Here is a 22,294-nt window from a genome sequence, read left to right on the forward strand (position 1 = left end):
TTATGGTCAGTACAATTATATGTTTTTTATTTATTTTCAGTTTATTTCCCCCAAATAAGTTCGTCTATTTCATTCCTTGTATACTATAATTTTTTGCATTTAATTGTTGGGTTTCGTTGCACTCAACCCAACCTACGAATAATCTGGCTTACGGCTTACGGCTTACGGCTTACGGCTTACGGCTTACGGCTTACGGCTTACGGCTTACGGCTTACGGCTTACGGCTTATCGCTATCCCGACAACCCCCATTAACACCACAACGGCCCACACTGGCCAGTTACCATATTGGCTATAGATACTATTTCCTTGAATGAGTTTAACATCGGCTTTTAATATGTCGGCTTCAAACTGTGGCATGTTGACTTGTGTTTGATTGATAGGGTCGTAGACACCACTGATACCGTTGTTTGTTACGCGAATAAGCGGGCGTTGTAATTCAAGGGCGCGCATGCGGGCCATTTGCATATGCTGGTGGGGTCCATGTGAGTCGCCAAACCAGGCGTCATTACTTACCGTAAACAAGATATCAGAGTCGCTGCGGTAGTTACCACGTACTAAATTAGCAAAAGCAATTTCGAAGCAAATAGCAGGGAGAATATTTAAGCCGTTCGCACGTAAATTGCTTTGCACTTCATCACCACGTGAGAATGATGACATAGGTAAATCAAACAGGGGGGCGATAGGGCGTAAAATATCTTCAAATGGCACAAACTCACCAATAGGGAGTAATTGATGTTTTTGAAAGCGGTTTTTGCCTAGGTATTGATAGTGGCCGTGCTCGTCGTCACGCTCTTTATTACCCAGCACTATCAGTGTGTTGAAGATAGTTTTAGTATCAAGCTGATAGTCGACAATACCCGTAATAAGGGCGGTTTTATTAAATGAGGCTGCGCTATCAAGGCCGGCTAAAAAGTTGTCAGCAAGGGCTTCTATTTCAGGCACCGCAGCTTCGGGCCATACGACCAAGTCAACGTCCCAGTGGGGCCGTGTCATGTCTTGGTACTTACTCATAGTGGTCCAAAACTCACTGGGTTCAAACCGTAGGTTTTGCTTTATATTACCTTGCACTAGTAAAGTGCTGATGGTTTTATCGTTATAGTGAGGGCTTTGACTTAAATTGCTAACCAGCGAAATGAGCGCTATTAAAGACGTCGTTGCGATCGCGCTCTTTAAACTACGCTTAAATAGTAATTGGTAAAGTGAGAATGCAATGGCAATACAGATTAAGGTTAAACCAAACTCACCGATAATGGGTGTGAGGTAATTAAGTGGGCTATCTGTTTGAGTATAACCAAAACTGAGCCATGGGAAACCCGTCAAAACAACACCACGTAAATACTCAGTGATAGCAAAGCCAGTCAACAATAATAGGCCATAGCTATTAGGACCGCTTGCAAAGCGTGTAGCAAACATAAATGCAAGAGCAGGGTAAATAGCTAGATAAACGCATAGTATCGCCATTAAGAGTAATGAGGCTAATAGCGGCATACCACCAAAGGTCGCAATAGACACATGCACCCAACTGATACCAGCTCCAAACCAACCTAAGCCAAAAATAAAGCCATAAATGGCCGCTTTTTTACTGGCTTGCTTACCATATTGATGAGTATGTGTAGTGTAAATAGCCAGCGCAATACTGGCAAAAGTGAGAGGCCAAATTTCAAATGGGGAATAACTAAAAGTTAAAAGGAGGCCCGCAACCAGTGCGAGCCATGCTTTTTTATCTTTTGCTAAGTTTAGGCAATTAGTCAGTATTTTCTTCACTATCGCTGTCATCAGCCTTAGGTACAGTAACTTGTATTTGCAACAAACGGCGGCTGTCTGCATTGGTTACTTTAAATTGTAGGCCATCAATATCGATGGTTTCTCCACGCCCTGGCATATGACCAAACGCATGTAACACAGTGCCGCCAATAGTATCAGCGTCTTGTGTGCTGTAGCCTGTTTTAAACTTTTCGTTAAAATCATCAACCGGCGTAAGCGCTTGGACTACGTAAACATGCTTGGCTAGTTGACGAATATCTTGCAGTTCTTCTTCTTCATCGTGCTCATCTTCAATTTCACCTACGATGATCTCTAAGATATCTTCAATGGTGACTAAGCCTGAGACACCGCCATATTCATCAATAACAATCGCCATGTGATAGCGCTGTTGGCGAAACTCATTCAATAATGTATCGACACGTTTACTTTCAGGCACAACAACTGCTGGGCGTAAGTAATCGCGCAGGGACGGAAGTTGATCGTCTTTATTTAGTATTAACGGCAGTAAATCTTTCGCTAGCAAAATTCCTTCAACATGGTCTTTGTCTTCACATACCACTGGGAATCGTGAATGCGTCGAATCAACCATCATTGGGATTAACTCTTCTAGCTTTGCATCAACCTCAAGTGTGATCATCTGTGAGCGCGGGATCATGATGTCGCGCACTTTAAGCTCAGATACACCGAGCACACCTTCAATCATTTCTTTGGTTTCAGGGTCTATGACATCCCGTTCTTGCGCATCGGCAATTACTTCAACCAGCTCTTCTCTATTCTGGGGTTCCCCTTGCAACATTTGGGTAATTTTACCCAACCAGTTCTTGCTTGAAGAACCCTGGCTAGTCTGCGAGTTATCGTCGCTCATTGCGTCTATCTGCTCCGTTAGTTTAAATATCGTCCCGATATGGGTCTGCTATGCCTAGATCAGCAAGTAACTGCTTTTCTATGCTTTCCATCTCATTCGCATCTTCTTCCTTTATATGGTCAAATCCAAGTAAATGCAAGCATCCGTGAATCACCATATGGGCAAAATGGTCGTGAAAGGTCTTTTCTTGTTCATTTGCTTCGGCTAAAACAATCGCTGGACAAATTATCAAATCACCTACAAGAGGGAGTTCAATCCCCGGTGGCGCCTCAAACTCAAATGATAGTACGTTTGTTGGCTTATTCTTACCACGGTAATCATTATTAAGTTGCTGACTTTGTTCTTCATCAGCAATAACGATGGTGAGCTCAGATTCATCACGATACTGACTCAATACTTTATTAGCCCAAACAGCAAATTGTTCAAGGCTAGGTAAGTTGTCAAACTCGCAGGCAATTTGTAAGTCAAGTTCTGTTGTCAAAGGTTTACTCATTATTATCAGTGGCCGCTTGCTCAGAATTTGCTAGCAAATCTTTCGCTCGTTGTTTTTCTGCGCGTTTAAGTCTATCTGCTTCATCATTACGTTCGTAAGCTTCAACAATGCGGGCTACAACTGGGTGGCGAACAACGTCGTGCGATTGGAAAAAGTTAAAACTAACTTCTTCAACATCACTGAGTACATTGATGGCATGTCGAAGACCAGAGCGAGCGCCGCGCGGTAAATCAACTTGGGTGATATCACCAGTTATAACTGCTTTAGAATTAAAACCGATACGTGTTAAGAACATTTTCATTTGTTCTACGGTTGTATTTTGGCTTTCATCTAAAATAATAAAGGCGTCATTAAGCGTGCGTCCACGCATAAAAGCAAGAGGTGCTACTTCAATAACGTTTTGCTCAAGCAGCTTTTCAACCTTTTCAAAACCCAGCATTTCAAATAATGCGTCGTATAATGGACGTAAGTATGGGTCAATTTTTTGGCTTAAATCACCAGGTAAAAAGCCTAACCTTTCACCAGCTTCAACAGCAGGGCGTGTAAGCAATATGCGGCGTATTTCTTGACGCTCTAAGGCATCAACAGCCGCTGCGACTGCGAGGTACGTTTTACCTGTACCAGCAGGTCCAATACCAAAGGTAATATCATGACGAAAAATATTTGATACGTAATGACCTTGGTTATCGTTGCGCGGTTTAATTACGCCACGACGAGTTTTAATCACCACTTCTTTACCGTATTCGTTAAGTTCGTCTTGTTCAAGAGCGGTTGATTCAGAAATAGCTAAGTGAACAGTATTAGGTTCAATCTCCTTAACCACACCACGCACAGGTTGTGTTTCAACATACAAATCTTTGACGATTTCCATAGCAGCGAAAGCACTGGTGGTTTTACCTGTTATTTTAAAGTAGTTATCGCGATGAGTGATTTCAACGCCCAAACGGCGTTCAATTTGTTTGATATTTTCATCAAACGGTCCGCATAAAGATGTAAGGCGTTTATTGTCGGAGGGTTCTAAATAAATCTCTAATTTTTTTAACTGATTACTCAAAATGGCTTCCTGTTGTGGTGTGCCAGCCGTTGCTGGCACTGTCATTGTCGCCTACGGAACGAATGTAGTAACACCAATTTCATTAGGTGTTGCTTGAGGTTCAGGCTGCGCTGCTTTACTAAGAATGTCAGCAGGGGCGATATCACGGCGTAAATTCATTTCTGATTCTGTACGAATCAGGTCACCACGTAAAGAATTAGGTAGTGCTTCTGTTATACGTACATCAACAAATTGACCGATCACATTGTGTGGCCCTACAAAGTTTACTACGCGGTTATTTTCAGTACGGCCACGCAGTTCCATTGGGTTTTTCTTTGATGGACCTTCAACGAGTATACGTTGCTCGGTATCAAACATTTGGCGGCTGATTTGCTGTGCCATTTGCGTAATACGATTTTGTAATAAGTATAAACGCTCTTTTTTCTCTTGCTCAGAAACGTCATCTGGTAAGTCTGCAGCAGGCGTACCAGGGCGCGCACTGTAGATAAAGCTAAAGCTCATATCAAAACCAATATCATTGATAAGGTTCATGGTTGCTTCAAAGTCAGCGTTGCTTTCACCTGGGAAACCAATAATGAAATCAGACGACATGCTTAAGTTCGGGCGAATTTTACGTAATTTACGAATAGTTGATTTGTATTCAAGTGCTGTATGGCCGCGCTTCATTAAGTTTAAAATTCGGTCAGAACCACTTTGTACTGGTAGGTGTAAGTGATCAACAAGCTCAGGTACATCTGCGTAAGCGTCAATAATATCCGGTGTAAATTCTACTGGGTGCGATGTGGTATAACGAATACGGTCAATACCATCAATCGCTGCTACATAACGGATTAAATCTGAGAAGTAACAAATTTCGCCATCGTAAGTCTCACCACGGTAGGCGTTAACGTTCTGACCAAGTAGGTTTACTTCACGTACGCCTTGCTCTGCAAGTTGAGCAACTTCAAGTAATACATCATCTAGTGGGCGGCTTACTTCTTCACCACGTGTATAAGGTACTACGCAGAAAGTACAGTATTTAGAACAGCCTTCCATAATTGATACAAATGCACTTGGGCCTTCAGCTTTTGGCTCAGGTAAGCGATCGAACTTTTCAATCTCAGGGAATGAAATGTCAACTACAGAGCTACCTTTATTGCCTTGCACTTGCTTGATCATCTCAGGCAAACGGTGCAAAGTTTGTGGGCCAAAAATGACATCAACAAAAGGAGCACGCTGACGAATAGAGTCACCTTCTTGAGAGGCAACACAGCCACCAACACCAATAATCAAGTCAGGTTTGTCATCTTTTAGTAACTTCCAACGACCCAGTTGATGAAACACTTTTTCTTGTGCCTTCTCACGAATTGAACACGTATTGAGTAGAATGACATCTGCTTCACCAGCTTCTTCAGTTAACTGATAGCCGTTGGTTGCATCGAGGAGATCCGCCATTTTCTGAGAGTCGTACTCATTCATCTGACAACCCCAAGTTTTAATATGCAGCTTTTTACTCATTGAAATATAGCCTCGTTTTCAATTCGGTAGTGGCACTAAAATGTGCTAGAAACAGGAGTTAAGTAATGTGAGCTTTAAATGCCCGCTAACTTAAAGGACGCGTATTTTATCTGGATACCCGCCCAGATCCAAGTATAGATTTGATCTTTGTGATTTGAAATCAAACAAACTGCGCAATAGTGCCCCAGAGCATTAAAGCAACTCGCATTTTTTTAACTAAGTACGCTACAATCAACGCCATAGTTAATGACCTAAGTTGTGATCAAAAATATGCACAAAAACAAAGTTATCGTTGTCGGTGGCGGCATGGTTGGCGCCGCAATGGCAGTAAAGTTAGCAAAGCAAGGTTGTGATGTTCGTGTAATAGAGCAACGACCTATCAATGCTGAGCAAGTACTGCAAAGCGAGACTATCGACATTCGCGTATCAGCTATTAACCGATTTTCTGAAAAGCTTCTTGATGAACTTGGTGCAATGCCGTTGTTACGAGAGTCACGCTTGGCGCCATATCAACAACTAGAAGCGTTTGAACGTGTTGGTGATAACCTCTTGTTTGACTGTAATGATATTAACACCTCGCATTTAGGCCACTTAATCGAAAATAAATTAATTCAAGCCAGTTTATGGCAGCAATTTAAACAACATAAAATCGATGTGCTCACTATCAAGTCACCGATTTGTGCTATCGAACAAACCGCGCAAGATATTAGCTTAATTTATGGTGAAGAGCGTTTAAGTGCCGATTTAGTCATTGCAGCGGACGGTGGTCAATCGCAATTACGCGCAAAAGCTAATATAGGTGTAACTGGCTGGCAGTACCAACAACACTGTATGGGGATTTTAATAAAACTTGATGCCCCGCAGCAAATTAAAACATGGCAACAGTTTAAACCTTCAGGTCCTGTTGCATTTTTACCTATGCAGGCACCTTACGCTAATTTAATTTGGTACGACGACGCAGCGAAGTTACAAAATTTAAATAAATTAACCAAAGAGCAGTTAAAACAACAAATAATTGAAAATTTTGCGCCACTAGCAGGTGATTTTGAAATTGTTAATCAAGCGGTATTCCCACTTGCTCGCCAACACGCTAATAAATATTCAGCAGGGCGCTTGGTGTTAGTTGGAGATGCAGCACATACAATAAACCCATTAGCTGGGCAGGGGGTTAATCTAGGCTTTCAAGATGTAGCGGCTCTTGGCGATATTTTAGCAACTGCAGACGACCTTGGTGCTGGGACACATCTTAAACACTACGAGCAAACCCGTCGTAAAGCAAACTTACTGATGATGAGTATGATGGATGCCTGTTATTTTGGTTTTTCAAATCAACTCACACCGCTACAATGGGCGCGTAATCGCTTTTTAAAGATGGCTAATAATACCGGTCCAGTAAAAAACTGGGTTTTGAAATATGCGATTAGTGGTGAATTGAAGTAACTAAATTACATCTGGAGTGGGTGAAAGCTCACTCAAATAATTTTGATTAAAGATTAAAGATTAAAGATTAAAGATTAAAGATTAAAGATTAAAGATTAAAGATTAAAGATTAAAGATTAAAGATTAAAGATTAAAGATTAAAGAGTGGAGTAGTAGGAAATTGGCTGGGATACCAGGATTTGAACCTGGGAATGCCAGGATCAAAACCTGGTGCCTTACCGCTTGGCGATATCCCAACTCTAAATTTGGATGAGTTTTAGTTCTAATTAAGAACATGGTGCGGAAGGAGAGACTTGAACTCTCACATCCTAAGATACTGGAACCTAAATCCAGCGCGTCTACCAATTCCGCCACTCCCGCAGTTCTATATTCTTAAACAACATTTCTTTGGTAGAAGAAGTTGGCTGGGATACCAGGATTTGAACCTGGGAATGCCAGGATCAAAACCTGGTGCCTTACCGCTTGGCGATATCCCAACTAAGAATTATTTGATAGTTTTAGTTCTTATCAAGAACATGGTGCGGAAGGAGAGACTTGAACTCTCACAACCGAAGTTACTGGAACCTAAATCCAGCGCGTCTACCAATTCCGCCACTCCCGCATCGAGCATATACAGGTCATACTGTTTTGGAACCTAAATCCAGCGTCTAATTCAAGACAACTGCCAATTCCGCCACTCCCGCATACAATTTTATATTTTTACTCTTAACAGAGTTTTCTTAATGCAACATTCTTTGGTAAAAGAAGTTGGCTGGGATACCAGGATTTGAACCTGGGAATGCCAGGATCAAAACCTGGTGCCTTACCGCTTGGCGATATCCCAACTAAGAATTGTTTGATAGTTTTAGTTCTTATCAAGAACATGGTGCGGAAGGAGAGACTTGAACTCTCACATCCTAAGATACTGGAACCTAAATCCAGCGCGTCTACCAATTCCGCCACTCCCGCATATTTGTGTAATAAAACACGTGGTAGTTATTTTAAACTCTTCATTGAGTGCAATTTAACTCTTGCAGAGCCACTTCTAAAGGAAGAAATGGTGGCTAAGACGGGATTTGAACCTGTGACCCCATCATTATGAGTGATGTGCTCTAACCAGCTGAGCTACTTAGCCATTGTTGGCTGGGATACCAGGATTTGAACCTGGGAATGCCAGGATCAAAACCTGGTGCCTTACCGCTTGGCGATATCCCAACAGAAAACAATTGATAATTTTAATTCTTATCAAGAATATGGTGCGGAAGGAGAGACTTGAACTCTCACATCCTAAGATACTGGAACCTAAATCCAGCGCGTCTACCAATTCCGCCACTCCCGCATTTCAAATTTTGATAAATCAAAATTGAGGTAGTTATTTTAAACTCTTCATTGAGTACAAAAAAGAATGGTGGCTAAGACGGGATTTGAACCTGTGACCCCATCATTATGAGTGATGTGCTCTAACCAGCTGAGCTACTTAGCCATCTTTTTTGTTAGCACTTCATCGCTGAGTGCGGGGCGTATTATGCTGATATGACCCAAATCCGTCAACACCTTTTTTGCAAAAAAACACTTATCAGGGTTTGTTTGCAGGAAAATTAAGCTAAGCGGCTATTTTTTATTAAAAATGGTGTTTTTTTAACAAGTCTGAAAGCAAAAATCTTCGCGTTACTATTATTCGATAATAGCACAAAAACAAAAAAGGCTCGTAAATACGAGCCTTTAAAATCATTGCCACACTTTATATGGCGAAATAATAACTATACGTTGAACAAGAAGTTCATTACATCGCCATCTTTAACGATATATTCTTTGCCTTCTTGGCGCATTTTACCTGCTTCTTTTGCACCACTTTCACCTTTAAAGGCAATATAGTCATCATAAGCAATAGTTTGTGCGCGGATAAAGCCACGTTCAAAGTCAGTATGAATCTTACCAGCAGCTTGTGGTGCAGTTGCACCTACAGGGATAGTCCATGCACGCACTTCTTTTACACCCGCTGTAAAATAAGTTTGTAGATGAAGTAATTCATAGCCACCGCGGATAACGAGGTTTAGACCTGGCTCTTCTAAACCAAGATCGGCCATAAACTCAAGTTTATCTTCATCATCAAGCTCTGACAGTTCAGACTCAATTGCTGCACACACAGGAACAACAACAGCATCTTCTGCGGCTGCAATTTCACGTACACGGTCTAGGAATGGGTTATTCTCAAAGCCGTCTTCAGCTACGTTAGCAATATACATAGTTGGCTTGATAGTTAAAAAGTTGATAGAAGCAATGGCTGCTTTTTCTTCTTTAGTTAGTTCTAAAGAACGTAAAGTTAAGCCTTCATCAAGGTGTACTTTTACTTTTTCAAGTACTGCGTTCTGTTCTTTCGCGTCTTTATCACCGCCTTTGGCTTTTTTAGCATTACGGAATAAGGCTTTTTCAGCACTGTCCATATCAGCAAGCACAAGTTCAGTATTAATTACGTCGATATCGTCAGCTGGATCAATAGTACCTGCAACGTGGATGACGTTTTCGTCTTCAAAGCAACGTACAACATGGCCAATTGCATCCGTTTCACGAATATTTGCTAGGAATTGGTTACCTAGGCCTTCACCTTTTGATGCGCCTTTCACTAACCCTGCAATATCTACAAATTCCATACTAGTTGGAAGAATACGCTGAGGATTAACTATTTTAGCAAGTTCGTCTAAGCGAGCGTCAGGAACCGGAACCACACCTGTGTTTGGTTCGATGGTACAAAAAGGGAAGTTAGCGGCTTCAATGCCCGCTTTGGTTAATGCATTAAATAGTGTAGATTTACCAACATTTGGTAAACCAACGATACCACATTTAAAACCCATAGTAAGATACCTTGTTTAGATCCGTTTAACCGATTTAATAACTATGTTACTAGGGTTTAAACGAATGAAGTCTGTTTTGTGCTTTTAACACACCGTCTTTTGCAAGTATTTCCATACAACGAACTGCTTCATCTACAGCTGCATCCATTTTCACTTGGTCTTCTTTGGCTGCTTTTCCAAGCACCCAACCGGTGACCATTTCACGATGTCCTGGATGACCGATACCAACGCGTAAACGCATAAAATCTTTTTGATTTGCCATTTTTGCAATAATGTCTTTTAAACCATTATGACCGCCATGTCCGCCGCCTTTTTTTAATTTAGCAACGCCTGGGTCTAAATCCATTTCATCATGTGCAACTAAGATGTTTTCAATAGGGATTTTGAAAAAATTGGCTAAACTACTGACCGCCTTACCACTTAAATTCATGTAGGTGGTGGGGATCAATAATTTGAATTCTTGGCCTTGAATGATCACTTTGCCGGTTAGGCCGTGATATTTAGGATCGTGTTTAAGCGTACAGTTGTAGCGTGCTGCGAGTTGCTCGATGAACCAAGCACCTGCATTGTGGCGTGTGTTTGCGTATTCGGGGCCTGGATTAGCCAGGCCCACAAGCATTTGAATAGAATTCAAGGTGCAAGACCTTAAATATTATTCTGCAGCGTCTGAAGCTTCGTCTTCAGTTGGAGCTGCTTTGTTAGCTTTAACAGTAACTACTGACTGATCATGGCCTTCACCTTTAGCAAGTTCAACTGATTGAACGCCAGCAGGAAGTTTAAGCTCAGAAAGGTGGATTGAATCACCAGCTACTAGATCAGAAACGTTAACTTCAACGAATTCTGGAAGTGCTTTTGGAAGACATGTGATTTCAACTTCAGTTAACTGGTGAACAACAGTAGCACCAAGTTTAGTTACTTTATCTTCGCCGATGAAGTGAAGAGGAACTTTAGTATGAAGTTTATGAGTAGCGTCAACACGTTGGAAATCAAGGTGAGTAAGCTTAGGCTTGAATGGGTGACGTTGGATATCTTTTAAGATAGCTTCAACAGACTCGCCGCCAATGTTAAGCGTAAGAATGTGAGTGTAAAAACCTTCGCTTTCTTGTGCTTTGATCATATCTTTATGAGCAAGAGTAAGCGCTACTGCTTCTTTTTCTGCACCGTAAAGGATTGCAGGTACTTTGTCTTCGCGACGTAGGCGGCGGCTCGCACCAGTACCAGTTTCTACGCGAAGTTCAGCGTCATAAGTGTAAGTTGTATCAGACATAATGTCTCCAATAATTTAAAAGTGTAGGGCCTTTGCGACCAAGGTCCCTAGCCAAAAGGCGCGCTATCATACCACCACCTATTGACAAAAGAAACACAGGGTAAAAAAAAAGCGCCAAATAGGCGCTTCAATCACGATAAAGTATCGATATTAATGTTCAAACATTGCAGAGATAGACTCTTCGTTACTAATACGACGAATCGTTTCAGCAAGCATATCTGCTAGTGTAAGTACTTTGATTTTTTCAATCGATTTTAATTCATCAGATAATGGAATTGAGTCAGTAACAATTACTTCGTCAATTACAGAGTTACGAATGTTCTCTGCTGCTGCACCCGATAAAACTGGGTGCGTTGCGTAAGCAAAAACACGTTTAGCACCATGCTCTTTTAATGCTTCAGCAGCTTTACATAAAGTTCCGCCTGTGTCGATCATGTCATCTACAATAATGCAGTCACGGCCTTCAACATCACCGATGATATGCATTACTTGAGAAACGTTTGCTTGTGGGCGGCGTTTATCGATAATAGCAAGGTCAGTGTCGTTGAGAAGTTTTGCAATAGCTCGGGCACGAACTACACCACCAATATCAGGTGATACAACAACAACATCATCAAACTGACGTTCTTTCATATCTTCTAATAAAACGGGGCTACCAAATACGTTATCCACTGGCACATCAAAGAAACCTTGAATTTGCTCTGCGTGTAAGTCAACCGTTAGAACACGGTCAACGCCGACACTAGATAAGAAGTCAGCAACAACTTTTGCGGTAATTGGTACACGAGCAGAACGTACACGACGGTCTTGACGAGAATAACCAAAATAAGGAATGACGGCTGTAATACGACCTGCAGACGCACGACGTAATGCATCAACCATAACGATTAACTCCATTAAGTTATCGTTAGTAGGGGCACAGGTTGATTGCACAATAAAAACGTCCGAGCCACGAACATTTTCATTAATTTGAACACTGATCTCACCGTCGCTAAAACGGCCAACAACAGCATCGCCAACTTCAATATATAAACGTTTTGCAACTTTTTGAGCTAACTCAGGTGTTGCGTTACCAGCGAAGAGCTTCATGTCAGGCACGGTAGGGTTCCTCAGGCACTGAAATTTGGGACTAACAAACGAGGCAAAAGCGCCATTTGTTAACTTAAATTGTATTTTACTTGTACGTTACTTCATTGCTTAAATGAATTGCGTTCAACTGCGTATGGGCAGGAGAGATATTAACGCTACTGGCAATAAAACCATTCCAATCACTTGGAAGATTTTCAAGAACATGAAGTGCCTCTGATTGCGATGCAAATTCAGCAAAACAACATGAGCCTGTGCCAGTCATCTTAGACGGGGCGTATTTTAGCAACCACTGGAGGGTTTTTTCAACCTCAGGACAGAGCTTTTTAACTAATGGCTCACAATCGTTGCGCAAAACTTGTTGTTGCCATGGACCATTAAGCTTGGGTGTATCTCGAGTTAAATCGGGATGGGTAAAAATTTTAGCGGTACTTACATGTTCACTTGGGTGAACAACGCAATACCATTTTTGTTCAAGCTCAACATCGCTTAGCTTCTCACCAATCCCTTGCGCTAGTGCGCTTTTACCGTTTATGAACACGGGTACATCAGCACCTAATTCAATGCCGAGAAGGGCGAGCTCTTTTAAAGAAAGGTCGCAACACCATAATTTATTGAGCCCTAAAAGTGTTGTTGCGGCATCAGATGAACCACCACCTACACCTCCACCCATAGGCAAAATTTTAGTTAAATTTATTTTTGCTCCCAAGGTCGTTTTTGTATGCTTTTGCAGTAATACAGCAGCTTTGTAGATCAAATTTTCTGTTAAAGGGATGTTATTTGTATCACCTGTTAACTCAATGCAGGAGGTATTTAACCGAGTAAACACCAAATTGTCACCATAATCCAAGAAAGTAAACAGGGTTTCAAGCTCATGGTATCCATCATCACGACGGCCATTTATGTGTAAAAATAGGTTGAGTTTTGCAGGTGCAATAAGTGAAAATTGAGGGGCAGAATCTAACGTCATATTAATTAAAATACCATCGGTAAAGTTGAATTTTAAGTCTAATTTTTTTGTGCTTTAGTGTCAGTTTTTTTGGTAGCCAAAACCCAGCATATTGTTGATAGTCGCCATAGGTAATATCCCATTTTTGACCGTTGTTTGATTGCCACGTAACGGTTTTGGCGCGAGCTAATTCATCAACGCGCAACGAATCGTTAGTGACAGTCCCTTTTAACCAACTATCGGCATCTTCAATCGGGATAGTAAAACCAGTTAACCGTTGCAGTAAACGAGAAGCACTTGCATCTTGGTATATTTCATCGTCAAATTCGAGTTTTGCACTGTGTGCGTCATGTTCTAACTCGAGTATTCGAATCCCCATAAATGTTGTAAGTACTAATTGATTCAAATCATCTTGCTGTTGCCAATTTAAGTTTGCAGACTGGCGCTCATCAGGACTAATAAACGCCAGTTTACCTTCAACTTGCCATGTCTTTTGTGCAGATAACTTTGTCTTCCAGTCATCATAAAGACGGGTTTGAGGGTCAATTCGATGCGCACAACCACTTAAAAATAAAAAAAATGTGAGTAAAATCAAATATAGTCGAATCAAATGTCGTTCCTTACTTTCCATATTCCGTTGATTTTTGATAAAATTATGCCTTTCGAGCATCGCTTAGCAATATTTGGCACATATGACCATAGTAGCACTGGGTATAAATCATAAAACCGCGTCTGTAGAACTGCGTGAAAAGGTCGCTTTTTCACCAGAACAACTTTCAGAAGCCTTACAGCAATTGAGTGATCATGATCAATTCAATGAGGCTGTTATTGTTTCAACCTGTAACCGTACTGAAATCTATTGTAGCCTTGCCCAGCAAAATTCCCAAATACTGTTGCAATGGTTAGCCAGTTTCCATGGTTTAGATGAACAAGAACTGAGCAATAACATTTATTGCCACCAAGATAACGCAGCTATAAACCATTTGATGCGAGTCTCTTGTGGTTTGGATTCGCTTGTTTTAGGTGAGCCACAAATACTTGGTCAAATAAAGCAGGCTTATAATAGTGCAAAAAACCATAACTCTGTTGATGTGGTATTTGACCGTTTATTTCAAAAAACGTTTTCAGTGGCAAAACAAGTGCGTACTGAAACTGATATTGGGGCAAGCGCTGTATCTGTTGCATATGCCGCAGTTAACTTAGCAAAACACATATACGGTAAACTTGATAAAACCAAAGTATTACTTATCGGTGCAGGTGAAACTATTGAGCTGGTTGCCAAACATTTATACCAAAATGAACCACAACAAATTACGGTTGCTAATCGAACTATTGAGCGTGCGCGCGCTTTGGCAGAAGACGTATCTGCGGATGTAATCGCTTTAGCACAGTTACCGGAACGTTTGCATCATGCTGATATTGTGATTAGCTCTACCGCCAGTACGTTGCCTATTATTGGTAAAGGTGTGGTGGAACAAGCGCTTAAACAACGTCGCAATAAACCAATGCTATTTATAGATATTGCGGTTCCACGGGATATTGAAAGCCAAGTAGGGGAGCTTGATGCTGCCTATTTATATTCCGTTGATGACTTACAAGCCATTGTGAGCGAGAATATCGCATCACGCGAGCAGGCAGCAGAAGAAGCGCAAGATATTATTACACATCGCAGTGCTGAATTTGCCATGTGGATGCGTTCGCTTGATTCTGTCGATCTCATTCGCAGTTATCGTCAAGATGTACATGATATAAAGTCTGAGCTGGTTGATAAGGCTATTAGCCAATTAACAACCGGAAAAGACGCAGAAAAAGTAATTTTAGAGCTGGCCAACAAATTGACCAACCGCTTAATGCACGCGCCTACCCGTGCAATCCAAGATGCGGCGAAAAAAGGTGAAGTTGACCAGTTAAGCCAATTAAAGAAAATGTTAGGTATTGATCAGGAATAACAGTTACATGAAAGAGTCCGTTTATCGTAAATTAGAAACCTTAGTTGAGCGTTACGAAGAGGTGCAAGCGCTACTAAGTGACCCCTCTGTTATCAGCGATCAAAATCGCTTTCGTGCTCTTTCAAAAGAATACTCAGAGCTTGAAGAAATAGTAAAAGCATTTTTATCGTACCAACAGTCACAAGACGATGTTGCAACCGCTGAAGAAATGCTAAAAGATTCAGACCCTGAGATGCGTGAAATGGCGCAAGAAGAATATAAAGAAGCAAAATCACAGATTCAAATTATTGAAGATCAAATTCAAGTATTAATGCTACCAAAAGACCCGCGCGATAATAATAACGTGTTTCTTGAAGTGCGTGCGGGTACTGGTGGTGATGAGGCAGCTATTTTTGCGGGTGATTTATTCCGTATGTATACCCGCTATGCTGAGACGAAAAAGTGGAAAGTGGAAGTGGTTAGCACCAACGAAGGTGAACACGGCGGCTTTAAAGAAGTCATTGCTAATATCAGTGGTGAAGGTGTTTACGGCCAACTTAAATTTGAATCAGGTGCGCACCGCGTACAACGTGTGCCAGAAACTGAATCTCAAGGGCGTGTTCACACATCTGCCTGTACAGTCGCGGTAATGGCGGAAATTCCTGAAGCTGAAGCAATTGAAATCAATACAGCAGATATCAAAGTTGATACGTTTCGTGCATCAGGCGCCGGTGGTCAGCACGTTAACAAAACTGACTCAGCGATTCGTATCACGCACATTCCAACAGGTGTCGTGGTAGAGTGTCAGGATGAACGCTCGCAGCATAAAAACCGTGCCAAAGCGATGTCAGTACTTGCTGCACGCTTACAACAAGCAGAAGATGAAAAGCGCCATGCGGCAGAAGCTTCGGAGCGTCGTAACTTAGTTGGTAGCGGTGACCGTTCAGAGCGTATTCGTACTTATAATTACCCGCAAGGGCGTATTACTGATCATCGTATTAACTTAACTCTTTATCGCTTAAATGAAGTGGTAGCTGGTGACTTAGGCTGTGTGGTTGAGCCACTAATGCAAGAACACCAAGCTGATTTACTCGCTGCGATGGGCGATGAATAACGGTGACTGATACGGTTGAATCGGCAATACACAGTGCTACTTTGCTTTTGCAAAATAGCACTGACAGCGCCAAGCTGGATGCCCAAGTATTACTGCTTGAGGTATTAAACAAACCCCGTAGCTATTTATTTAGTTGGCCTGAAAAGCAACTTACGGCGGAACAACAACAGTTGTTTGATAGTTATTGTCAGCGTCGCTTAAGTGGTGAGCCCGTCGCGCATATCACCGGCACGCGAGAGTTTTGGAGTTTACCACTGCAAGTAAACCCTACAACCCTTATTCCTCGCCCTGATACCGAAACCTTAGTGGAAACGGCGCTAGAATTACCTCTTTGTGATAATGCCAGTGTACTTGACCTTGGTACCGGCACTGGTGCAATAGCGCTTGCATTAGCTTCAGAAAAACCCCATTGGCAAATAACAGGGGTTGACCGCATAGCGCAAGCAGTTGCATTATCTACATTAAATAAACAAAGGTTAGGCTTAGATCAAGTAAACTTTTTACAAAGTAATTGGTTTAGCGAAGTTGAAAATCAAAAATTTGATCTCATTGTGAGTAATCCACCTTATATTGAGCATGATGATGAGCATTTGGCCGAAGGCGACGTTCGTTTTGAGCCACTTTCAGCTTTGGTAGCAGAAGAAGATGGTATGGCTGACATAAAACATATTATTTCTCAGGCAAAGGATTATTTAGTGCCTAATGGCTATCTTTTGATTGAGCATGGTTTTGAACAAAGTATTAAAGTGCATCGTTTTTTTGCACAAATGGCATATATAAATATACTTACAGTTAAAGATTTAGCAGATAACGATCGTGTAACATTCGCTCAGTGGCCAAAATAACCAAAACAGCACTGTGAGAATCTATGCAAATGGCCAAAAGGACCGAGTATGATGGATGATTTTTTGTTTTCAGATGAAGCGCAGGAAGAAGTAAGTAATATTGTTCGTGGCACATGGAAGGTTATTATTGTTGATGACGAGCCAGAAGTACATGCCGTAACAAAGCTTGCACTGAGTGACTTCGAGTTCCAAGAAAAGCATTTGGAATTTATTAGTGCTTATTCAGGCGCTGAAGCAAAAAAAATCATTGATGCTAACCCTGATGCTGCCATCGTATTACTTGATGTAGTAATGGAAACGGATGATGCCGGTCTTAAAGTCGCGCAATACATTAGAGAAACAGCAAAAAACAATCATATCAGAATTATTCTACGTACCGGTCAGCCAGGCCAAGCGCCAGAAAGGCAAGTCATCGTTAACTACGATATAAACGACTATAAATCTAAAACAGAGCTAACGGCGCAAAAATTATTTACTGTTGTAATGTCTAGCTTACGTTCATACCGCGATATCTTGTCTATTGAACAGTCTCGCCAAGGCCTAGAAAAAATAATTAAAGCCTCACGTGACATTTTCGCTGCACACTCTTTAGAGAGTTTTATTGAAGGAGTAATGCAGCAATTAACGTCCTTATTAGGAACCGTTGACAAAGCCATGTATGCAACGAGTTTGGTTGCAAGCAATCCTGAGGATAACCAAAAGAAGTTAGTCGTTTTTTCTGGTAGTGGCGACTTTGAACGCAGTGAAGGTAAAGCGATTGAAGAAGTACTTGATAGTGAGCAGTTACTAGCTTGTAAAAAGGCGCTGCAGGGCAAAACAATCGTTTATAAAGATAACTACCTATTTGCTTATTGCTGTAGTGAATATAACCACAATTCAATGTTATTTATTTCTGGCATACCCCAGTATCTGACAGATACACAGCGCCATTTAATTGAAATATTTTCGCAAAATGTGCAATTAGCTTATGAAAATGTGCAGCTGCAAGCTGAAATCGAAGCCACTCAGCAAGAGCTTGTGTTTAGATTAAGTGAAGCACTCGAACAGCGATCTACAGAAACTGGCAACCATGTAAAACGCGTATCCCACATTTGTAACCTGTTGGCACTGAAGTATGGACTTTCAAAACGTGATGCTGAATTAATTCGATTAGCTTCCCCTTTACATGATGTAGGTAAAGTGGGGATTCCAGACGCTATTTTGAATAAACCAGGCAAACTTAATAGCGAAGAATGGGAAATAATGAAGACCCACACGCAAAAGGGAAATAAAATACTCGAAGGTTCAAAGCGTGATATCGTGACAGCGGGCGCTGAAATTGCGCGTGATCATCATGAGAAGTGGGATGGTACTGGCTACCCCGAAGGAATTTCAGGTGAGCGTATTCATATTTTTGGTCGTATAGTGGCGCTAGCTGATGTTTATGATGCATTACGCCATAAACGATGCTACAAGGAAGCGTGGTCATTGGATGATGTGGTTAATGAAATTAATCTACAAGAAGGTAAACATTTTGAGCCTAAATTAGTGGATGTATTTAATGAGAACATTGACGATTTAGAAAAAATCCTCGCGCTATATCCAGATTAAGTTAGTTTGGGTATAAAACACCGTCATTTTAATAAGAGTAAATAGGAAACCATGGATTATTTAGCAGTAAAACACACACATATGGCGATAGCTGTACTAAGTATTATTTTATTTTATGTACGTTCGTTTTCGCGCATGGGCAGTGGCGTAATTGCGAAAAATAAAGTTGTTTTTATTGGCAGCCATGCCACTGATACATTTTTGTTAATATCTGCAATTGCTGTTATGGCCATGGCAAAAATTAATCCACTTGAGCAAATGTGGTTACTTGAAAAAATTATTTTAGTAGTTGCCTATATTGCATTTGGTATAGTTGCTAGCAAACAAAAAGCGATGATAGTTAAAGTAGGCTTTTTGGTTGTAACAACCGCTGTTATCGCTTTAATTGGTAAGCTTGCTGTAACCAAGACCCCTTTGATCCTCTAATATTGTCGCTCAAAGGTAAATCTTCATACCTTTGAGCGATATTCACGTTGGTATCTGATTTAAAAACTAGGTAAACTAACCCCTCGTTTTAATAAAAGATGTTGTAGTATTGATGACCGCTCCTTGGTTTGAAGATGAAAATGAGACCTATCAAAATGAACCTTACGATGAATTTGCTCCAGATCCACTATACCGCTGCATAAGTGCCGAGGCTAAATGGGATCCACAAGCTAAGATAAGCGAAAGTTTTGCAACGCTCAGTGAGTTTGAAAACTTAGTTATGCAAGTTTGTCAGCAACAAGAAGATATTCATGAGCGGTTAGATACCTTAATAGACATGTTCTACACTCAATGGTTGTTTAGCGTGTCTAGCTTAAAAGTCCCTGAATACACACTAAATAGTTTCAGTTATACATTATCAATGCGCAGTGGCTCTCCTACCACATTGGGTATTTTATTATGCCATCTTTTATGCCACGCTAATTACGACGCCAGTGTGTGTATTTCTAATAATGATGTAAATGTGCATATCGCTATTAGTGATGAAGAGGGCTATGTTTTAGAGCCCAGCAGCGGACATCAAAGCTGGTATATTATTCCTGAAAATGCAAGCGAAGAAAATGGCGACGATCAAGAGCCATTAGAACTGATTTATGGGGATGATGTTTATAAACTTTATTTAGCTCAGCAAAAGTGGGCATTTATAAGTGAAAATAAATTTGGTCATGCATTAACCTGTGTTGAGTTGTTGATGGATTTACTAGGCGACGATCCTTACGAGCGTAGAGACCGCGGATACCTTCTGAATCAATTAGACTGTCCAAAAATGGCCAGAGATGACCTACAATTTTTTATTGATGAATGCCCTGATGATCCGGCAATTGAAATTATTCAGCATCAAATAGAAGAACTCGAAGATAATAATAAAACTCACCATTAAATTTAAGGAATCAACATGGCTGACACCCATACTGCATTGATCACCAATGATGCCGTAGTATTTGGCTTATTGGCGATAATACTTGGTTTTATTTTTAAAACATCCCACAGTGAAAACAGCACACTAAAGAAGTTTTACAAATATGTCCCAGCATTATTGCTTTGCTACTTTTTACCTTCACTTCTTAATACCTTTGGTATTGTTGACGGTCACTCATCGAATGTTTATTACGTTGCATCACGTTATTTACTTCCAGCGTGTTTAATTTTATTAACAATCAGTATTGATTTGCGAGCCATCATTAACCTTGGGCCCAAGGCACTGATAATGTTTTTAACAGGCACCGCGGGCATCGTTATTGGTGGGCCCTTAGCCATACTTGTGATGAGCGCTGTTTACCCTGATGCAGTAGGTGGACATGGTCCTGATGCTGTATGGCGCGGTATGACAACTATTGCTGGAAGCTGGATTGGTGGAGGCGCGAATCAAGCGTCAATGAAAGAAATGTTTGAAGTGGGCGGTGATATTTTCTCTGCCATGGTGACAGTTGACGTCATCGTCGCCAATTTATGGATGGCGGTACTGCTGCTTATGGCTGCGAATCACAAAGCAATAGATGCTAAAACAGGTGCTGATACTAGTGCCATTGAAGATTTAAAACAGCGTGTAGAAAAATACCATGCTGAACATGCCCGCATGCCTACACTGAATGATTATATGACAATCATTGCCATTGCATTTGGTATTACGGGGCTTGCCCATTTTTGTGCTGACTTTTTAGGACCTTTCTTTGGTGCGAATTTCCCATGGGCACAAGAGTACAGCTTAAATAGTAAATTTTTCTGGTTAATAGTTATCTCAACAACCATAGGTATTAGTTTATCTTTTACAAAAGTACGCCATATTGAATCATTTGGTGCATCTAAAGTGGCCTCGAGCTTTTTATATATTCTCGTAGCATCGATTGGCCTACATATGAATATTACAGCTATTCTTGAATCACCTATGTATTTTGTTATCGGCTTAATTTGGATGTTAACTCATGCGAGTTTGATGTTGATAGTAGCCAAAATTATAAAAGCGCCACTGTTTTACATGGCAGTAGGCTCACAAGCGAATGTAGGCGGCGCGGCATCAGCACCTGTGGTTGCATCGGCGTTTCACCCATCACTTGCGCCAGTGGGGGTTTTATTGGCTGTCATGGGTTATGGTGTGGGTACTTATATGGCCTATATTTGTGGATTAATGATGCAAGCTGTTGCACCTTAAGGACTAACGATGAACAATCATTTAATTAAAATTAACAACATTGAACTTGCAAACGATAAACCTTTTGTTTTGTTCGGTGGTATGAACGTATTAGAGTCGCGTGATTTAGCAATGCGCATTGCTGAGCATTATGTAGAAGTGACCAGCAAACTTAATATACCGTATGTATTTAAAGCGTCTTTTGATAAAGCAAATCGCTCGTCAATCAACTCTTATCGCGGTCCTGGTATGGAAGAAGGTTTAAAAATTTTTGAGGAAATCAAAAATACTTTTAACGTACCTTTGATCACCGATGTACATGAGCCGCATCAAGCTGCACCCGTTGCTGAGGTTGTTGATGTAATTCAGCTGCCGGCGTTTTTAGCCCGTCAAACTGACTTAGTTGTTGCCATGGCAAAAACAGGTGCTGTGATCAACGTTAAAAAACCACAGTTTTTAGCACCTCATGAAATGCGCCATATCATTACTAAGTTCAATGAGGCTGGCAATAATAATATTGCATTATGTGAGCGTGGTTCTAGCTTTGGTTATAACAACTTAGTTGTTGATATGCTTGGCATGGATGACATGAAACCGATGGCTCCTGTTATTTTTGATGCAACTCACGCTTTACAGCGCCCTGGTGGGCGTGCTGATTCAGCTGATGGACGTCGCGCTCAAGCCGCTGAACTTGCACGCAGCGGCATGGCATTAGGGCTTGCTGGTTTATTTATTGAAGCTCACCCAAATCCTAATGAAGCAAAGTGCGATGGACCTTGTGCCCTTGCATTAAGTAAATTAGAAGGCTACCTAAGCCAAATGAAAGCGGTTGATGACTTGATTAAAAGCTTTGCACCACTGGATACCAGTGCCAGCGATTTATAATATTAAATAATATTTAAAAAGCGGCTTATGCCGCTTTTTTTATGTCTCGAATATACACATCCGTGGCATGG

General features: G+C 41.1%; 20 protein-coding genes and 10 tRNA genes. 9 read left to right on the forward strand and 21 right to left on the reverse strand.

Going from position 1 to position 22,294, the window contains the following annotated elements:
* Positions 1–211: 211 nt before the first annotated feature.
* Genes lnt through miaB form a run of 5 tightly spaced genes read right to left on the reverse strand, consistent with a single transcriptional unit; the run spans position 212 to position 5,674 of the window.
* On the reverse strand, positions 212–1,777 hold the full coding sequence (gene lnt, locus ACFI4Z_RS17100) for an apolipoprotein N-acyltransferase (RefSeq protein ID WP_462671611.1): 1,566 nt from the start codon (positions 1,775–1,777) through the stop codon (positions 212–214).
* A complete protein-coding gene (corC, locus tag ACFI4Z_RS17105) occupies positions 1,746–2,630 on the reverse strand; it encodes a CNNM family magnesium/cobalt transport protein CorC (RefSeq protein ID WP_394192220.1) in 885 nt (294 codons plus the stop codon). The genes lnt and corC overlap by 32 nt, the downstream gene beginning before the upstream one ends.
* Before the next feature lie 22 nt (positions 2,631–2,652).
* Positions 2,653–3,111, reverse strand: a complete 459-nt coding sequence (gene ybeY / locus ACFI4Z_RS17110) for an rRNA maturation RNase YbeY (protein WP_394192250.1) — start codon at positions 3,109–3,111, stop codon at positions 2,653–2,655.
* Between the two features lie 4 nt (positions 3,112–3,115).
* Entirely contained in the window at positions 3,116–4,177 is a 1,062-nt protein-coding gene (locus ACFI4Z_RS17115) for a PhoH family protein (RefSeq protein ID WP_462671646.1), read from the reverse strand.
* A gap of 51 nt (positions 4,178–4,228) precedes the next feature.
* A complete protein-coding gene (miaB, locus tag ACFI4Z_RS17120) occupies positions 4,229–5,674 on the reverse strand; it encodes a tRNA (N6-isopentenyl adenosine(37)-C2)-methylthiotransferase MiaB (protein ID WP_099296060.1) in 1,446 nt (481 codons plus the stop codon).
* Positions 5,675–5,944: 270 nt separating this feature from the next.
* On the opposite strand from miaB, the gene ACFI4Z_RS17125 reads away from it, so the two are divergent.
* Positions 5,945–7,114, forward strand: coding sequence for an FAD-dependent oxidoreductase (locus ACFI4Z_RS17125; protein WP_462671612.1), 1,170 nt, complete (start codon positions 5,945–5,947; stop codon positions 7,112–7,114).
* Between the two features lie 161 nt (positions 7,115–7,275).
* Here ACFI4Z_RS17125 and ACFI4Z_RS17130 read toward each other — a convergent pair.
* From ACFI4Z_RS17130 to lolB, 16 genes are all read right to left on the reverse strand, one after another.
* Positions 7,276–7,350: transfer RNA gene (locus ACFI4Z_RS17130), tRNA-Gln, on the reverse strand.
* 39 nt (positions 7,351–7,389) lie between these two features.
* Positions 7,390–7,474 (reverse strand) — tRNA-Leu (locus ACFI4Z_RS17135).
* A gap of 41 nt (positions 7,475–7,515) precedes the next feature.
* Positions 7,516–7,590, reverse strand: a tRNA-Gln gene (locus ACFI4Z_RS17140).
* A gap of 40 nt (positions 7,591–7,630) precedes the next feature.
* Positions 7,631–7,715 (reverse strand) — tRNA-Leu (locus ACFI4Z_RS17145).
* A gap of 147 nt (positions 7,716–7,862) precedes the next feature.
* A tRNA-Gln gene (locus ACFI4Z_RS17150) sits at positions 7,863–7,937 on the reverse strand.
* Between the two features lie 40 nt (positions 7,938–7,977).
* Positions 7,978–8,062, reverse strand: a tRNA-Leu gene (locus ACFI4Z_RS17155).
* 89 nt (positions 8,063–8,151) lie between these two features.
* A tRNA-Met gene (locus tag ACFI4Z_RS17160) sits at positions 8,152–8,228 on the reverse strand.
* Between the two features lie 5 nt (positions 8,229–8,233).
* Positions 8,234–8,308 (reverse strand) — tRNA-Gln (locus ACFI4Z_RS17165).
* A 39-nt stretch (positions 8,309–8,347) separates the two neighbouring features.
* Positions 8,348–8,432: transfer RNA gene (locus ACFI4Z_RS17170), tRNA-Leu, on the reverse strand.
* A gap of 67 nt (positions 8,433–8,499) precedes the next feature.
* Positions 8,500–8,576 (reverse strand) — tRNA-Met (locus tag ACFI4Z_RS17175).
* Positions 8,577–8,853: 277 nt separating this feature from the next.
* A complete protein-coding gene (ychF, locus tag ACFI4Z_RS17180) occupies positions 8,854–9,945 on the reverse strand; it encodes a redox-regulated ATPase YchF (protein ID WP_099296057.1) in 1,092 nt (363 codons plus the stop codon).
* A 49-nt stretch (positions 9,946–9,994) separates the two neighbouring features.
* A complete protein-coding gene (gene pth / locus ACFI4Z_RS17185; RefSeq protein WP_462671613.1) occupies positions 9,995–10,579 on the reverse strand; it encodes an aminoacyl-tRNA hydrolase in 585 nt (194 codons plus the stop codon).
* 18 nt (positions 10,580–10,597) lie between these two features.
* Complete coding sequence (locus ACFI4Z_RS17190; protein ID WP_462671614.1) at positions 10,598–11,212, reverse strand: 50S ribosomal protein L25/general stress protein Ctc; 615 nt, start codon at positions 11,210–11,212, stop codon at positions 10,598–10,600.
* A gap of 150 nt (positions 11,213–11,362) precedes the next feature.
* Complete coding sequence (locus ACFI4Z_RS17195; protein ID WP_058560580.1) at positions 11,363–12,310, reverse strand: ribose-phosphate pyrophosphokinase; 948 nt, start codon at positions 12,308–12,310, stop codon at positions 11,363–11,365.
* Positions 12,311–12,386: 76 nt separating this feature from the next.
* Entirely contained in the window at positions 12,387–13,268 is an 882-nt protein-coding gene (gene ispE, locus ACFI4Z_RS17200) for a 4-(cytidine 5'-diphospho)-2-C-methyl-D-erythritol kinase (protein WP_462671615.1), read from the reverse strand.
* A gap of 1 nt (position 13,269) precedes the next feature.
* The gene (gene lolB, locus ACFI4Z_RS17205) at positions 13,270–13,857 is read right to left on the reverse strand and encodes a lipoprotein insertase outer membrane protein LolB (RefSeq protein WP_462671616.1); all 588 of its coding nucleotides are present in this window, start codon (positions 13,855–13,857) and stop codon (positions 13,270–13,272) included.
* Between the two features lie 82 nt (positions 13,858–13,939).
* On the opposite strand from lolB, the gene hemA reads away from it, so the two are divergent.
* The 8 genes from hemA to kdsA all read left to right on the forward strand — a co-directional run bounded on the left by hemA (position 13,940) and on the right by kdsA (position 22,223).
* The gene (gene hemA / locus ACFI4Z_RS17210) at positions 13,940–15,196 is read left to right on the forward strand and encodes a glutamyl-tRNA reductase (RefSeq protein ID WP_462671617.1); all 1,257 of its coding nucleotides are present in this window, start codon (positions 13,940–13,942) and stop codon (positions 15,194–15,196) included.
* Positions 15,197–15,203: 7 nt separating this feature from the next.
* Positions 15,204–16,289, forward strand: coding sequence for a peptide chain release factor 1 (gene prfA, locus ACFI4Z_RS17215; protein WP_462671618.1), 1,086 nt, complete (start codon positions 15,204–15,206; stop codon positions 16,287–16,289).
* A 2-nt stretch (positions 16,290–16,291) separates the two neighbouring features.
* The gene (prmC, locus tag ACFI4Z_RS17220; protein ID WP_462671619.1) at positions 16,292–17,134 is read left to right on the forward strand and encodes a peptide chain release factor N(5)-glutamine methyltransferase; all 843 of its coding nucleotides are present in this window, start codon (positions 16,292–16,294) and stop codon (positions 17,132–17,134) included.
* Positions 17,135–17,182: 48 nt separating this feature from the next.
* Entirely contained in the window at positions 17,183–18,724 is a 1,542-nt protein-coding gene (locus tag ACFI4Z_RS17225) for a DUF3369 domain-containing protein (RefSeq protein WP_462671620.1), read from the forward strand.
* 51 nt (positions 18,725–18,775) lie between these two features.
* Positions 18,776–19,150, forward strand: a complete 375-nt coding sequence (locus ACFI4Z_RS17230) for a SirB2 family protein (protein WP_462671621.1) — start codon at positions 18,776–18,778, stop codon at positions 19,148–19,150.
* A gap of 112 nt (positions 19,151–19,262) precedes the next feature.
* Positions 19,263–20,090 carry a tetratricopeptide repeat protein gene (locus tag ACFI4Z_RS17235; RefSeq protein ID WP_462671622.1) on the forward strand — a complete coding sequence of 276 codons (828 nt, stop codon included), beginning with the start codon at positions 19,263–19,265 and terminating at the stop codon, positions 20,088–20,090.
* Positions 20,091–20,105: 15 nt separating this feature from the next.
* Positions 20,106–21,359, forward strand: a complete 1,254-nt coding sequence (locus ACFI4Z_RS17240) for a DUF819 family protein (RefSeq protein WP_462671623.1) — start codon at positions 20,106–20,108, stop codon at positions 21,357–21,359.
* Between the two features lie 9 nt (positions 21,360–21,368).
* A complete protein-coding gene (kdsA, locus tag ACFI4Z_RS17245; RefSeq protein WP_462671624.1) occupies positions 21,369–22,223 on the forward strand; it encodes a 3-deoxy-8-phosphooctulonate synthase in 855 nt (284 codons plus the stop codon).
* Positions 22,224–22,294: the final 71 nt, after the last annotated feature.

The organism is Pseudoalteromonas sp. RWi3, assembly GCF_054960735.1.

What these genes read in the sequence shown, in the direction of transcription:
- ispE (WP_462671615.1), bottom strand. Translation starts at nt 13,268, where the DNA reads ATGACGTTAGATTCTGCCCCTCAATTTTCACTTATTGCACCTGCAAAA.
- kdsA (WP_462671624.1), top strand. Translation starts at nt 21,369, where the DNA reads ATGAACAATCATTTAATTAAAATTAACAACATTGAACTTGCAAACGAT.
- ACFI4Z_RS17240 (WP_462671623.1), top strand. Translation starts at nt 20,106, where the DNA reads ATGGCTGACACCCATACTGCATTGATCACCAATGATGCCGTAGTATTT.
- lnt (WP_462671611.1), bottom strand. Translation starts at nt 1,777, where the DNA reads ATGACAGCGATAGTGAAGAAAATACTGACTAATTGCCTAAACTTAGCA.
- miaB (WP_099296060.1), bottom strand. Translation starts at nt 5,674, where the DNA reads ATGAGTAAAAAGCTGCATATTAAAACTTGGGGTTGTCAGATGAATGAG.
- corC (WP_394192220.1), bottom strand. Translation starts at nt 2,630, where the DNA reads ATGAGCGACGATAACTCGCAGACTAGCCAGGGTTCTTCAAGCAAGAAC.
- ACFI4Z_RS17225 (WP_462671620.1), top strand. Translation starts at nt 17,183, where the DNA reads ATGATGGATGATTTTTTGTTTTCAGATGAAGCGCAGGAAGAAGTAAGT.
- hemA (WP_462671617.1), top strand. Translation starts at nt 13,940, where the DNA reads ATGACCATAGTAGCACTGGGTATAAATCATAAAACCGCGTCTGTAGAA.
- prfA (WP_462671618.1), top strand. Translation starts at nt 15,204, where the DNA reads ATGAAAGAGTCCGTTTATCGTAAATTAGAAACCTTAGTTGAGCGTTAC.
- ACFI4Z_RS17190 (WP_462671614.1), bottom strand. Translation starts at nt 11,212, where the DNA reads ATGTCTGATACAACTTACACTTATGACGCTGAACTTCGCGTAGAAACT.
- ACFI4Z_RS17125 (WP_462671612.1), top strand. Translation starts at nt 5,945, where the DNA reads ATGCACAAAAACAAAGTTATCGTTGTCGGTGGCGGCATGGTTGGCGCC.
- ACFI4Z_RS17230 (WP_462671621.1), top strand. Translation starts at nt 18,776, where the DNA reads ATGGATTATTTAGCAGTAAAACACACACATATGGCGATAGCTGTACTA.
- ACFI4Z_RS17235 (WP_462671622.1), top strand. Translation starts at nt 19,263, where the DNA reads ATGACCGCTCCTTGGTTTGAAGATGAAAATGAGACCTATCAAAATGAA.
- ychF (WP_099296057.1), bottom strand. Translation starts at nt 9,945, where the DNA reads ATGGGTTTTAAATGTGGTATCGTTGGTTTACCAAATGTTGGTAAATCT.